General features: G+C 65.8%; 14 protein-coding genes. 5 read left to right on the top strand and 9 right to left on the bottom strand.

Annotated elements, in window-relative coordinates; translation table 11 throughout:
* Positions 1-122 precede the first annotated feature (122 nt).
* Complete coding sequence (locus tag JDV09_RS17750) at positions 123-335, bottom strand: heavy-metal-associated domain-containing protein (protein ID WP_221370453.1); 213 nt, start codon at positions 333-335, stop codon at positions 123-125.
* A 309-nt stretch (positions 336-644) separates the two neighbouring features.
* On the opposite strand from JDV09_RS17750, the gene JDV09_RS17745 reads away from it, so the two are divergent.
* Positions 645-2765, top strand: coding sequence for a hypothetical protein (locus JDV09_RS17745; RefSeq protein WP_221370452.1), 2121 nt, complete (start codon positions 645-647; stop codon positions 2763-2765).
* A 43-nt stretch (positions 2766-2808) separates the two neighbouring features.
* On the opposite strand, the gene JDV09_RS17740 is transcribed toward JDV09_RS17745, so the two are convergent.
* On the bottom strand, positions 2809-3507 hold the full coding sequence (locus JDV09_RS17740; protein ID WP_221370451.1) for an IclR family transcriptional regulator: 699 nt from the start codon (positions 3505-3507) through the stop codon (positions 2809-2811).
* 122 nt (positions 3508-3629) lie between these two features.
* Here JDV09_RS17740 and JDV09_RS17735 point away from each other — a divergent pair, with 122 nt between their 5' ends.
* A complete protein-coding gene (locus JDV09_RS17735; RefSeq protein ID WP_221370450.1) occupies positions 3630-4586 on the top strand; it encodes a TauD/TfdA dioxygenase family protein in 957 nt (318 codons plus the stop codon).
* 165 nt (positions 4587-4751) lie between these two features.
* Here JDV09_RS17735 and JDV09_RS17730 read toward each other — a convergent pair whose 3' ends face one another.
* Complete coding sequence (locus tag JDV09_RS17730) at positions 4752-5102, bottom strand: PIN domain-containing protein (protein WP_255605542.1); 351 nt, start codon at positions 5100-5102, stop codon at positions 4752-4754.
* An 86-nt stretch (positions 5103-5188) separates the two neighbouring features.
* Here JDV09_RS17730 and JDV09_RS17725 point away from each other — a divergent pair, with 86 nt between their 5' ends.
* Together JDV09_RS17725 and JDV09_RS17720 are read left to right on the top strand one after the other, a co-directional pair.
* Entirely contained in the window at positions 5189-6136 is a 948-nt protein-coding gene (locus JDV09_RS17725; protein WP_372452951.1) for a tocopherol cyclase family protein, read from the top strand.
* 88 nt (positions 6137-6224) lie between these two features.
* Positions 6225-7388 carry a DUF3179 domain-containing (seleno)protein gene (locus JDV09_RS17720; protein ID WP_221370448.1) on the top strand — a complete coding sequence of 388 codons (1164 nt, stop codon included), beginning with the start codon at positions 6225-6227 and terminating at the stop codon, positions 7386-7388.
* Positions 7389-7401: 13 nt separating this feature from the next.
* Here the strand turns inward: JDV09_RS17720 and JDV09_RS17715 are convergent, their stop codons facing one another.
* On the bottom strand, positions 7402-8016 hold the full coding sequence (locus JDV09_RS17715; protein ID WP_221370447.1) for a dihydrofolate reductase family protein: 615 nt from the start codon (positions 8014-8016) through the stop codon (positions 7402-7404).
* Between JDV09_RS17715 and JDV09_RS26890 the strand changes: the two genes are divergently transcribed.
* Positions 7988-8275, top strand: a complete 288-nt coding sequence (locus JDV09_RS26890; RefSeq protein ID WP_255605541.1) for an amidohydrolase family protein — start codon at positions 7988-7990, stop codon at positions 8273-8275. The genes JDV09_RS17715 and JDV09_RS26890 overlap by 29 nt on opposite strands.
* Before the next feature lie 107 nt (positions 8276-8382).
* Here the strand turns inward: JDV09_RS26890 and JDV09_RS17705 are convergent, their stop codons facing one another.
* The 5 genes from JDV09_RS17705 to JDV09_RS17685 form a co-directional block, all read right to left on the bottom strand.
* A complete protein-coding gene (locus JDV09_RS17705; protein WP_221370445.1) occupies positions 8383-9162 on the bottom strand; it encodes an SDR family NAD(P)-dependent oxidoreductase in 780 nt (259 codons plus the stop codon).
* A gap of 107 nt (positions 9163-9269) precedes the next feature.
* The gene (locus JDV09_RS17700) at positions 9270-9665 is read right to left on the bottom strand and encodes a hypothetical protein (RefSeq protein ID WP_221370444.1); all 396 of its coding nucleotides are present in this window, start codon (positions 9663-9665) and stop codon (positions 9270-9272) included.
* A gap of 79 nt (positions 9666-9744) precedes the next feature.
* A complete protein-coding gene (locus JDV09_RS17695; protein WP_372452950.1) occupies positions 9745-9951 on the bottom strand; it encodes a ferredoxin in 207 nt (68 codons plus the stop codon).
* Positions 9948-10694: an SDR family NAD(P)-dependent oxidoreductase gene (locus tag JDV09_RS17690; protein ID WP_221370443.1), complete on the bottom strand. Its 747-nt coding sequence runs from the start codon at positions 10692-10694 to the stop codon at positions 9948-9950. The genes JDV09_RS17695 and JDV09_RS17690 overlap by 4 nt, the downstream gene beginning before the upstream one ends.
* 31 nt (positions 10695-10725) lie before the next feature.
* On the bottom strand, positions 10726-11994 hold the full coding sequence (locus JDV09_RS17685) for a cytochrome P450 (protein WP_221370504.1): 1269 nt from the start codon (positions 11992-11994) through the stop codon (positions 10726-10728).
* Between the last annotated feature and the right edge of the window lie 19 nt (positions 11995-12013).

The following is a 12013-nucleotide window of genomic DNA, read 5'->3' as shown; positions in this document are numbered from 1 at the left end:
CCCACCGTGCATTCCGGTGTGCGGGGTGTCCACCAGGTGGCCGTCGTGGTTTGTCATGTCTCCTCCTTCAGCGGGCTCGCGGTGCACCCCGGCCGGTGCGAATGCCATCACCCGCGCGCCGTTCATGCGACGCGTACCGCCGAATAGCCGGCCTCGTCGACGGCGTCGAGGATCTGCGCGTCGTCGACCGGACCGTCGGACGTCACGACCAGCGCACCGGTCTTGGCGCTCACCTCGACGTCTTGCACCCCGGCGACACCGCCGACTTCCTGTCGGATCGACCGCTCGCAGTGCCCGCACGTCATACCCGTGACGGTGTACCTACTCGTGCCCACGTCCCCCTCCCTCCGCTTTGATACCCCCTTGGGGTATAGGTCGATACCTTATACCCCAAGGGGGTATAGGAGCAAGGGGGTTTCGCGAGTCGCTGGGGGACCACCCGGGCTGGTCGCCGCCCGGGCCGATGAGAAGGCCACCCGGCACCGGGCAGCCGCCGCAGTGCATTGAACAAACTCGGCAGTTTGTCGCGCGGGCGAGACAGCCTGGCCCTACCGTTGCTTCGCCGGTGCGACTCCTGCTACATCTTGTAGCGAAGTGATCTATCACACACATCGGGAGGCGGGATGTGTCATCGGCCACCCCCCATGACCGGGGAAGGGCCACGGCCGGCAGCCAATCACGGCAGGTTCATCGGTAGGGTCGGCGCTCTCGCGGTCTTCCTGGGTGTCGGCGCGGCACTCGCGATCCCGGCGGCGAATGCCGAAACCGACGGCTCGGCGCCGAAATCCCCATCGGAATCACCGGCCTCGGAGGTATCGCCGGGGCCGTCCTCGCTGTCGAGGTCGGCTGCCGACGAGAGCGCCGAGGACCCCGAGAGCGATATCGGTGACGACTCCGACGGCTACGACGACACCGACCTCGCCGACACCGACCTCGCCGACGACATCGACGACATCGACGACCAAAGTACGCCGGACGGTGAACCGGACGAAGACGGTGCGCTCGCCGAATCCCCGGAGGACCTCGCCGACGAGGCGGCTATCGCCGACAACGCGACCGGTGACGATTCCACCTCCCCGGCTCCGGACAGCGGCCCCGGTACGCACGCGATCATCCCGGCCGACGACCAGCCCGTCACTGTCGAGTCCGATGCCGTGACAGCCACCTCGGTGGTCGAGGCGCCCGAGGTCGCCACATTCGCCCCGTCCGACGCCGACGAGCCACCACCCGCACCTGGGGCGTCACCGGCGGACTGGGCGTTGGTCGGCTACGCGCGGCGCCAGATCGGCGCCACCGCGGATGCGGCCGCCGAGGTCGACGGGCAGCCCACCGCAGCCGTGTCCAGCGTGGACATCGACGACACCGCGTTGACCAACCAGGTCAGTCCGCTGGGTACCCCGCAGCAGATCGCGCGCGAGCAGCTCGCGATGAGCACCGCGAACTCGCTCCCGGTGACTTTGATGAAGTTCGTTCTGCGGCTGGGCTTCCTGGCGGCCGGAAGGGAACAGTTCGCCCTCGTCGGCGGTCCCGACGCGGCCAACCTGGCGGCGCTGGACGACGCCGTCGACGAATACGCACTCGCCGCGGGGTTCCAACAACAGATCCTCAACCCGATGGACCCCGCGGTGGTCAGCCAGGTCGCGCCCCCGCACAGCTGGTACGGCATCGACGTCGGCGGCTCGCGCCTGCTCTACGACAACCCGGACACCATCTACCGCTTCATCCCGGTGAACAAGACCTCGGAGTACGTGATCACCGGCCGCATCTACGACGGCATCCCCGCCGACACCACCTTCAGCGTGCTCGAGGGAACGGCCGGCACGACGTCGACGATCCTGTCTCTCCAGGATCTCGACGTCAACGAGGACGGCTCGTTCGTCATCACGGTCAGCGGGGAACCCGCGGCACCCGGGCAGACCAACCATCTGCAGCTGACGTCCGGCTCCACCCTCATCGCGGCCCGAAACACGCTGGGCGACTGGAACACCGAGGATCCGATGGAGCTTGCCGTGCATCGGGTCGCCGGGCCGCCCAACAGCCTGTTCGCCCAGCTGGGCGGATTCGTCCTGCTCGGTGGACTGGTCAACGACAGCCCGTTCCTGACCTCGCTGGTGTCGTTGATCCCGCCGCTGCGCATCGCCGAGTCCCGCCCGGTGCGGGGCACCCTGGCGGCCCTGCTGCTGCTGGTCAGGGGCGCCAACGAACAGGCCAAGTACATGGCGCTGGCGACGACCGACGCCGACACCGGCGAGCTTCGGGCGCCCAACACGATGACCCAACCCGCCAGCAACGCCGAGTTCCTGGCCAACCAGCTGCAGAGCAACGGCTACTTCCAACTCGCCGACGACGAAGCACTGGTGCTCACGATCGACCCCGGCAATGCCGGGTTCTTCACCGTTCCCGTCTACAACGACTGGACGATCACCGACGACTACTGGAACCAGCAGACCAGCCTGAACAACGACCAGGCGATCGCCAACCCGAACGGCACCTACACGATGGTGGTATCTGTCGCCGATCCCGGTGTGGCCAACTGGATTTCGACCGGCGGGCTGAATCAGGGCATCATCTCGATGCGGTTCCAGAACCTGGATCTCGACTCGACGGACATGCCCACCGTCAAGGCGGTGGTGGTCAAACTCGAAGACCTCGACGACGAGCTGCCCGCGGGCACGGTGTACGTGACGCCCGAGGAACGGGCCCTGCAGCTGGCCGCCCGCAAGGCCGGCTACGACCGACGTTGGGCTCCCTACCCGCAGGCGTGATGCGTCGCGCCCGTGCCGATCTGGCCGGGAGGCGCCGGTGCGCTCATCCGGCGGCTCGGGGTGCGCCGCCCGACAGCAGTTTTGCCGCCTGGCATACCTGCTCGGCCAGGCGGGGGTGGCTGTCGGGTTGCATGCGCTCGGCCGGTCCGCTGATCGCCACCGCGCCGATCGGCCGGCCGTCCACATCGAACACCGGTGCCGCGATGGTCATCGCGGGCGCGTTGACGTCGCTGCTGGCCGCGAAGCCGCGGGCGCGGCAAGCGTCGAGAAGAGCGCGGAACGCCGCGTCGGGCGGTCCGCCGAGCAGCTCTTCCTGCCGCGCCTCGCTCAGGTAGGGCAGCAGGATCCGGCCGGTCGCGCTGTCCCGGGCCGGAACGAGGGCACCGATACTCGGGGCCATGCGCAGTGGTTGGTGACTTTCCGCCACCTGGGAGACCACCAGGCGCGGGCCGTCGGCCTCGTTGAAGATCGCGGTCTCCCCGGTCTGGGCCGCCAGCTGTTCGAGCACCGACTGGATGGTGTGGCGCAGATCGGCCTTGGCGCGGGAGCTGTGGGCGATGTTCAGGATGCGCACGGTGGTCTCCCACCGCGTCATCTGATCCTCGCGCGCCTGGATCCAGCCCTGCTCGGACAGTGTCACCAGCGCGCGCTGCACCGCGCTCTTGTCCATACCCAGCATCCGCGACAGGGCTGCGACGCCCACCGGCTGGTTGGCCGCGACCGCCTCGAACACGACCAGCACGCGTGCAGCCGTAGAACTGCCCTTGACGGCCATCGACACCTCCGGCTAGGTTGGATAGTGATCCACCGTATCACTTATTGATACATATACACCTTTGGTCCGCCTCCCGGGAGAAGCCAGTCATGTCATCCATTCACGTCCGTCCCCTCCGTGAGGATCTCTCGTTCGGTGCACGGGTCACCGGCGTCACCCTCGACGTGCTGGCCGACCAACAGGTCCGAGACCAGCTCAGCGATCTCTTCGACGAACGCGGGATGATCCTCTTCGAAGACGTCGAACCCGACGGCAGGCTGCAGGTGGAGCTCAGCACGGTGTTCGGCCCGCTGAAGGACCATCCGGTTCCGAGTGTGCCGCGCGCGGACGGCGGCTTGCATCCGGGCGTCGTCGAGATCGGCCAGGCGCCGCGTGAGGGCAACATCGTGATGGTCGACGGCAAAGAGGTCACGTCGTGGCTGCCCTGGCACTTCGATCACTGCTACAACAGCGAGTTGAACCGGGCCGGCGTCCTGCGCTGTGTGACCGGCGTCAGCGAGGGCGGCGAAACCCAGTTCGCCGACGGCATCGACCTTTACCGGGCACTGTCGCCGGAACTGCGGCAACAGATCGAGGACCGCAACATCCTCTACAGCCTGAACCTGCGCTTCCGGGACATGCGCTTCGGCCTGACCGACGGATTCCGCGAGGTCCAGCCGCACGTCCGCCTCCAGGAGACCATCGAGTTCGGCAAGACGCTGCCGCGGGCCGTGCATCCCGCGGTGTGGACCCGCGCCGGCGGCGAGAAGGTGCTGCACGTCTCGCCGTGGATGGCCGAGGGGGTCGAGGGCGCCGAGACGCCCGAAGGTGACGAGCTGCTCGAAGCGGTGTGCCGGGAGATTCTCGCCAAGATCACGCCCTACACCCACACATGGCGCCCCACCGACATGGTGATCTGGGACAACACCCGGATGCTGCACGCCGTCACCGGACACGATCCCGACGAGAAGCGGATCATGCACCGCACCACGATCCGGGGCGACTACGGCCTGGGCTACTTCGAGGGCAACGCGGCAGGAGACCGGATCCTCGAGATGACCGTCTGAGCACCGGGATCGCGAGACCGCTGACCGTCGCCGAAATGGCATTCCGGCAGGCGTTCTCCGTAGAAACGCCTGCCGGAATGCCATTTCGGCGGGGCTGAGGCGCTACGACAGGTAGTTGGGTTGTAGTCACGTCAGCCGGATTCTGCGTGCAACCGCAGGATCGGATCAGATGGCAACGACGCGGATCAGGTCCTCCAGGCCGACGAAGTCCGCGGCATTCCTGCTGTAGAGATCCAGCCCGTGGGCGTGGGCGGTCGCGGCTATGACCAGATCGGCGAATCGGCTGCGCGGCTTTCTGCCTTCCCGTACCACCGCGGCCACGACAAGGCCGTAGCTGCGAACGGCAACGGCGTCGAACGGGATCGGCTCCAACTTGGATTCGACTTCCTGCAGCCGGGCCTGTCGTTTCGCCGCCTCTACCGGTGTGCCGGCCAGCAGCGGACCGGCGGCCAGTTCGGCGGCCGTGATGGCCGAGATCGCGTCGAAACGCGGTTTCTCGCCGGCTGCCCTGGGCAACAATGGGGCATGGAGTCTCGAGTCGGCAGGGTCGCGGGCTGACGGTGGCATCGACGGATGCTCTCGCGCGGGCTTACCGTCGCGCGGTGGCGGTCTACCGCCGTACCGGTGCAGATGTGCCGTTCGGCGACCCGGTGCCCTCGCACGGAACAGAGATGGAGGGCTGGTTCTGGCGGATCTCGGACGCGGCCACCGGCCGCGTCGTGGTGGCGCTGTGCAGCGCCAACCGCGACCCGGGCGGCGACTGGGCGACCGCCGCGATCGCATTGCATCCCGGCGGGATGGTGCGCTCCGCGGCCATCGACGGGGTGACCGCCGACCGGAATCGGTTGGCGGTGCGCGCCGCCGCCGACAACGCCTGCGTCGATGCGTCGATGGGACGACTGGACATGAAAGTCCGCGATGCCGGGCTGGACCTGGTGTTCTCCGATACCCGGCTGTGGCCCAAGGCTTTCGGTGGTGGGGGCGTGTTCTCCTGCGTCCCGTTCCTGAACCAGTACTGGCATCCCTACCGCCTCGGGGGTACCGCGTCGGGGACGGTCTGCGTAGGCCAACAGCATTGGGAATTCACCGACGCGACCCTCTATTGCGAACGCAACTGGGGTGCCGGATTTCCCGAGCGGTGGTGGTGGGGGCAAGCCCACGACTTCGGTGCTGCCGACGTCTGTGTCGCGTTCTCGGGTGGCATCCTGGCGCTGGGCCCGCTAAACCGTGCGGTGACCGGAGTCGTGGTGCGCCTCGGCGATCGCATCATCCGGATCACCCCGCCGGCCCCGGTCAGCGGCGCTGCCGACGGCACGCAATGGCGTGTGCACGCCAGGACGCCGCGCTACCAGATCGACGTGGACGGCCACGGTGCCGACGAGGGCCCGCACGTGCTACCCGTGCCCCTACCCGCATTGCACCGCAACATCGATGCCGATTTCGAACACCTCGCCGGACGACTGCACCTCCGCGTGCGAGAGTGGGGCCGGCCGATCTTCGACGGCACGTCGCCGCTGGCCGGCTTGGAGATCGGCTCGCGTCCACGATGACCCCGAACAGCAGCCCCCGACGACGTGCGGCACGGGCCGCCGACAGCGCTACGACTGCGGGAATGCCGATCGGAGAGAGGGATTCACGATGATCCTGCTGCTCTATTTTCTCGCTGTCGCGGCACTGATCGTCGGCGCCGGTGCGCTCTATCTGACGCTCGTCCCGGCGGTTCCGAGCACCTGGGTGTACTACCACTACCGCGTGCGTAAGCCCGCGGTGTGGTCGATGTTCGCCGCGGGCGTTCTCATCGTCGGGTGGGTGACCCTGCGGGAAGGGGCGTTTCCACTCGCAACGCTGGTACCGCTGCTGTTGCTGGGGCTGGCCGTCGTCTTCACCTACCGCCTGCACCAGGAGGTGGTGTTCCGCGCGGTGGATTTCCCGGCGATGGCCGAGGATCCGCTGCGCCTGCCTCTCCGCGACGACATGCACCTGGCCGTCATCGAATCAGAAGGGGTTAGCAAGGCCTATCCGCTCGACTACGTGATCCACCACCACATCGTCAACGATCGCTTCGGCGACAAGACCGTGGCACTGACCTTCTGCGCCATGTGCCGGAGCATCATCCCGTTCGACGTCACCGACATCGGGCCCTTGTTCGTCGGCTCCTTCAAGAAGGCCAACATGATCGTCGCCGACCGGCGCACCAAGACCTTCTTCCAACAGGCCACCTTCGAATCGATCGTCGGCCCGCTTCATCCGCACACCTTGTCGATGGTGCCCTTCCAGATTCTTTCCTGGGCCGACGTCAAGCACCTCGACCCGCTCCCCCAGGTCGTCAGGGTCACCGAGAAAGACCTGCGTCCCTTCGAGTTACCCATCCACGGGGTGTGGCGGCGGATCGTCGGCAGCGAGGTGACGCCGGGGCTGAGGCGCACCGACCGTGATGAATCGTTGCCGGCCCGAACCCGTGTCGTCGGCGTGCTGGCGCCAGTGGTTCACCCGCGCCCGGTCTACCTCAAAGACGATCTGCTCGAGCACCGGGTGGTCCGCAACGATGTCCTGGGCTGCTACCTGGTGGCGGTGAACGGCACCGTGAACGGTTTCCACGCCCAGGCCGACGGACACGAGGTGGCGCTGACACTCACCGACGACCTCCTGCTCCACGACTCGGCGACCGAAACCGACTGGGATCTCAGGGGGCACCGGATCCGCGGGCAGCTGGACACCGACCTCACCCCCGTTGCGATCTCCGACGAGTACTGGTTCTCCTGGAAGTTCTTCCACCCCGATACCGAATTGGCCCGGATCTGAGCAGCCGGCGGCGTCATCGAACGACGCGGTACCTCAGATGGGCAATGCCCGGCGCCTCGAGTACCCGCACGAGGTCGAGCGTGGGCGTACCTGCGGCGAAGCCTTCGAACAAGCGCTCTCCCGCCCCGAGGATGACGGGGTTCACCTGGAGGTCGATCTCGTCCACGATTCCTGCCGCTATCGCCTGGCGGGCACACGACGCCCCTCCGGCAATCGAGATGTCTCCACCCGAGGCGATTGCGGTGGCCTGCTCGTAGGCGGATTCGATCCCGTCGGTCACGAAGAAGAACGTGGTCCCGCCCTCGAGCTCGATCGGTTCATGCCGGTGGTGGGTCAGCACGAAGACCGGACAGTGGTAGGGCGGCTCGTCACCCCACCAGCCTTGCCACCGTGAATCGCCCCACCCGCCGCGAATCGGGCCGAACATGTTGCGGCCCATGATCGTCGCCTTCATCCCGTCCAGCATCTCCGAGACGACCTGCCGGTTCACCGGGTGGTCTTTGGCAGCTCCGAGATGCCACCCGTGCAGCGCTTCGCCACCCACGCCCAGCGGGTGCTCGCTGCTTTGATGCGGTCCCGCCACGTATCCGTCGGCCGAGATGGACATCGACAGATTCGTTCTGCTCATCTTGCCTCCGCCTCGATCAAACTGGTCGGATCACATCATCAAATCTAGACTTCGGCACACCGCAAGACTCATCGTCGAAGACGACGTCGCGGAGATCGCCCACTACATCCCCGTGGAACGCATCTTGTTCGGCTCCGACTGGCCGCACGCCGAGGGAATGTCGGAGCCCAAGGAGTATCTCGAGAACGTCGCGACGTTCACCGCAGCCGAGCGGAAGCTGATCATGCGTGACAACGCCCGGGCGCTGACCTTCGGATGACAACGGGCGAGAAGTCGGGCCGGAGCGCCCCGCGCCCGGTCGGCGCTGATGTCGGCGAAATCGCGGCGGGGAATCCCAGCAGCTCTATCGCGACATCACCACCCTCGTCACGCGCTGATCCAGACTCCGCCGTCGGCATGGACATTCTGGCCGGTCATCCAGTGGCTGTCATCGGAGGCCAAGAAGACGAAGATCGGCGACACATCGTCATACGGATCACCGATTCGTCCGAAGGGGTTGTCCTTGAACGCTTTTCGTGCCCATTCCTGCACTTCTGGGCTGCGTTTGTGTAGCAGGCTGGTGACATTGTCGGTCCAACCGCCGGGACTGATGGTGTTGACCCGAATGTTGAACTCTCCCCACTCCCTCGCGACTACCCGCGACAGGCCCCGAATCCCCTCCTTCGCCGCAGCGTATGCGGCGTGAAACGTCGTACCTTCGATCCCGCCTTTTGACGAGGTGTTGATGATGGACGCACCGGCGCCGGGTTTGTCCCTCATGTACGGAAAGCACAGTTTCATCATGTGCCAGGAGGCGTAGAGCGAGGTCGTCAACTCGGTGTCGAGGTCCTCTACGCTGAAGTCCAGGAAGCGCCGCAGGTCGGTGATCTTGTGCGCATTGTTGAGCAGAACGTCGATGGTGCCGAAACGAGCGGCTGTTGCGTCGACGAATGCCACGAGATCCTCGTAGCGGCCGACATCGCAACGGAGCGAGACGACTTCGGCACCGCGCTCTTCGCAGAGTCGCCTCGTCTCGTCCAGCTTGCCCTCTTGGACGTCGCAGATCGCCAGGTTCGCACCTTCTTGTGCAAACCTGAGCGCATGTTGCTTTCCCAGTCCGCTCGCGCAACCCGTGATCACGGCTACCTTACCGTCCAGCTTTCCCATGGCCCGGCACCTCCCTCTCGCGATCGATGATCCAGCGGCGGCCGACCATGCTTCCGCCGACGGTGCGGGCTGATTTCCCTGCTGCCCGCGAAAAGCTGTCCGGCGCGCTACCCGGTCAACGGCGCGGACTGTAGGTAGACGTCGAGGTGGCGAACCTTCCCGTCCTCGTTGAACTCGAATACGCTCATCGAGTTCACCACGAGCCAATCCTCCCCGTAGAGGTGCCGTTCTTCGACCTCGAAGTAGACCCGATTCGCCAGCTCGGATATGCGGCGCACCGTGGTCTCGAACGATTGGACTCCTTGAGCCCATCCGTTCACCATCTCGGCGTACTGCGGCCAGTCCTGCTTGTCGAGAAACGGGCCGATTCTTTCGAATTCGTCGATCGCCAGGAACTCGCCCAACGGTGCCCAGTCCTCTGGTGACTTCACCTCGGACACCAGCCTTCGCACAGTGTCGTCATATTCGATGACCTTCTTCGTCAAAGGTCCGTACTCGTCCACTACGGGCTCTCCTTCGCTTCGTCGGACAGGTTGATAGATCAACCGGTCGTCGACAGTTGGGTAGTTGCGGATAACCGGTTCAAATTTCGGACACGATGATGGCCTGCCGGGGACATGCCGCGGCAGCGGCGCGCACCGCCGCGTGATGCGCGGAGTCGGGGTGCTCGTCGGTGACCGTGGCGATGTCGTCGTCACCTAGATCGAAAACCTCGTCTGCCAGTTGGAGGCAAATGCCGTGTCCCTCGCATAGACGCGGGTCAACACGGACTGTAATACGTTCGCTCACATGTAAATCCCGCCGTTGACATTGATCTGCTGGCCGGTGATGTAGCCCGCATCCTCGGAGCAGAGGAACTCGCAGGCCGCAGCGACGTCTTCGGCGGTCCCCACTCGCTTGAGTGGCAGCATCGCCCCGATGTCGTCCAGCTTGGCAGGAAGCGTTCCGTCGGCTTCTGCGGCGCGCGCCATCGGGGTGTCGACCAGTGCGGGCGGAATGGTGTTCACGGTGATCCCGTTGCCGGCGAACTCCGCTGCCAGCGCCCTGGTCAGCGCGATCACCCCGCCCTTGGAGGCCACGTAATGTGCCTGTCCGGGTGCCGCCGCTTGACCCGCGGTCGATGAGATCGTGACCACTCTGCCCCAGCCGGCGTCGATCATGTCGGGAATCGCGGCTTGAATGCAGTTGAAGGTGCCGGTCAGGTTGATGGCGAGGGTCCGCTCCCACTCCTCGATGCTGAGCTCGGTGAACGGAGCGTAGGCGGTGATGCCGGCACTGGTGACCACGATGTCGATCGGTCCCAGATCCCGGCGGGCCGAGCCGATGGCATCCTGCACGGCCGAGCGGTCGGTGACGTCGACCTCATAGCCTCGAACGTCAGCTCCCTCGTCGCTCAGGGCCGACACGTGTTGTTTGAGCGTGTCACCTCGTTGATCAAGAATGGCAACCTTGTCTCCACGTCGGGCGAACCGCCGGCTGATCGCCGCGCCGATCCCGGACGCACCACCGCTGACCACAGCCACTCTGCTCATGGATCCCTGCTTTCTTCGGGTTTGTCGCGCGTCAGTCGACAGGGGTGAGCACGAGGTGCAGGTTGCTCAGTCCACGGACGATGAACGTGGGATCGTATTCGTATCGACGCTGCCCTTCAGGACCGTGCTCCTCCTCCGAGAGCGAGATCTCGCTGGTGCGGTCGAGGAACCGTTCCACCGTGACGCGGCCCTCGGCTCGGGCCAGCGGACCGCCCGGGCACGAGTGCGCGCCGCGGCCGAAGGCGATGTGTTCGCGCACATTCGCACGTCCCAGTAGGCACTCGGTCGGCTGCTCGAAGCGGCTGTCGTCGCGATTGGCGGCACCGGGATGGATCATCACCGTGGTACCCGCCGGGATGTCGACCCCGCCCAACGTCGTAGCGACTCGGGCCAGTCGGAAGTCGCTCATGGTCGGGCTTTCCAGCCTCAGAACTTCCTCGATGAACTCGGGGATCAGGCTCCTGTCGTCCCGCAATCGCTGCTGAATTTCTCTGTCTTCAGCGATAATTCGAAGCGCAGCGGCGAGCATGCGAGCCGAAGTGTCCTGTCCGGCTCCGAAGAGAAACGTGGCAGTACGCACGACGGCATCGACGTCGGGCAGCGTTCCATCGTCGTATCTTGCGCTCGCCAGGTGGGTCAGGATGTCATCTCGGGGGTTCGCGCGACGGTCCTCGATGTACTCGCCGAACTTCTGATAGAGGAACTCCAGCGGGTTGACCGGGAGGGTCTCCTCCTCGCCGACGACGCTGATGGTGCTGCCGACCAGGACCTGCTGAACCTCGGCGCGGTCTTCTTCTGGCACACCGAGCAGATCAGCGATCGCCCAGGTCGTGAAAGGCTTGCCGTACTCGTTGACCACCTCGCAGCGACCGGTGCCGATGAATGCGTCGATGCAGCGGTCGGCAATCCCGGCCAATGCCTCTTCGTTCTCCTTCAGCCGGCGTGGTGTGAGCAGCTTGCGCAGGAGGTTCCGCTGGGTTTCGTGCTTCTCACCGTCCATCGTCACCATGAACTCACTGAACGGCCATTGTTCGCGCGAGCTTTCGATGACGTCGGTGACGTCGGTGATTCCGGGCGAGGGCGTCACCACGGGCGGGAAGGGCCCACCGACCGAATTGCAGGACGAGTACGTCGCCGCATCGCGGTAGACCTCGACCGCCGCCTCGTAACCGGTGACCGCGACGACACCGGGGTGGGCCACACTACGCACCGGGCACCGTGCTCGCATTGCATCGAAATATGGATACGGGTCGGTGACGAGCGCGGTGTCGGTGAAGAAATCGGCCGCGTCCAGGTCCACCCCCCCGGATTTCGTTTGC

It is taken from the genome of Mycolicibacterium xanthum (genome assembly GCF_019710635.1).
In the GTDB taxonomy this organism is placed as follows: domain Bacteria; phylum Actinomycetota; class Actinomycetes; order Mycobacteriales; family Mycobacteriaceae; genus Mycobacterium; species Mycobacterium xanthum.
The sequence above is the reverse complement of the archived record's forward strand: the minus strand, read 5'-3'. Positions and strand labels throughout refer to the sequence as shown.

What these genes read in the sequence shown, in the direction of transcription:
- JDV09_RS26890 (WP_255605541.1), top strand. Translation starts at nt 7,988, where the DNA reads ATGGACATCGACAGATTCGTTCTGCTCATCTTGCCTCCGCCTCGATCA.
- JDV09_RS17735 (WP_221370450.1), top strand. Translation starts at nt 3,630, where the DNA reads ATGTCATCCATTCACGTCCGTCCCCTCCGTGAGGATCTCTCGTTCGGT.
- JDV09_RS17720 (WP_221370448.1), top strand. Translation starts at nt 6,225, where the DNA reads ATGATCCTGCTGCTCTATTTTCTCGCTGTCGCGGCACTGATCGTCGGC.
- JDV09_RS17715 (WP_221370447.1), bottom strand. Translation starts at nt 8,016, where the DNA reads ATGAGCAGAACGAATCTGTCGATGTCCATCTCGGCCGACGGATACGTG.
- JDV09_RS17745 (WP_221370452.1), top strand. Translation starts at nt 645, where the DNA reads ATGACCGGGGAAGGGCCACGGCCGGCAGCCAATCACGGCAGGTTCATC.
- JDV09_RS17690 (WP_221370443.1), bottom strand. Translation starts at nt 10,694, where the DNA reads ATGAGCAGAGTGGCTGTGGTCAGCGGTGGTGCGTCCGGGATCGGCGCG.
- JDV09_RS17705 (WP_221370445.1), bottom strand. Translation starts at nt 9,162, where the DNA reads ATGGGAAAGCTGGACGGTAAGGTAGCCGTGATCACGGGTTGCGCGAGC.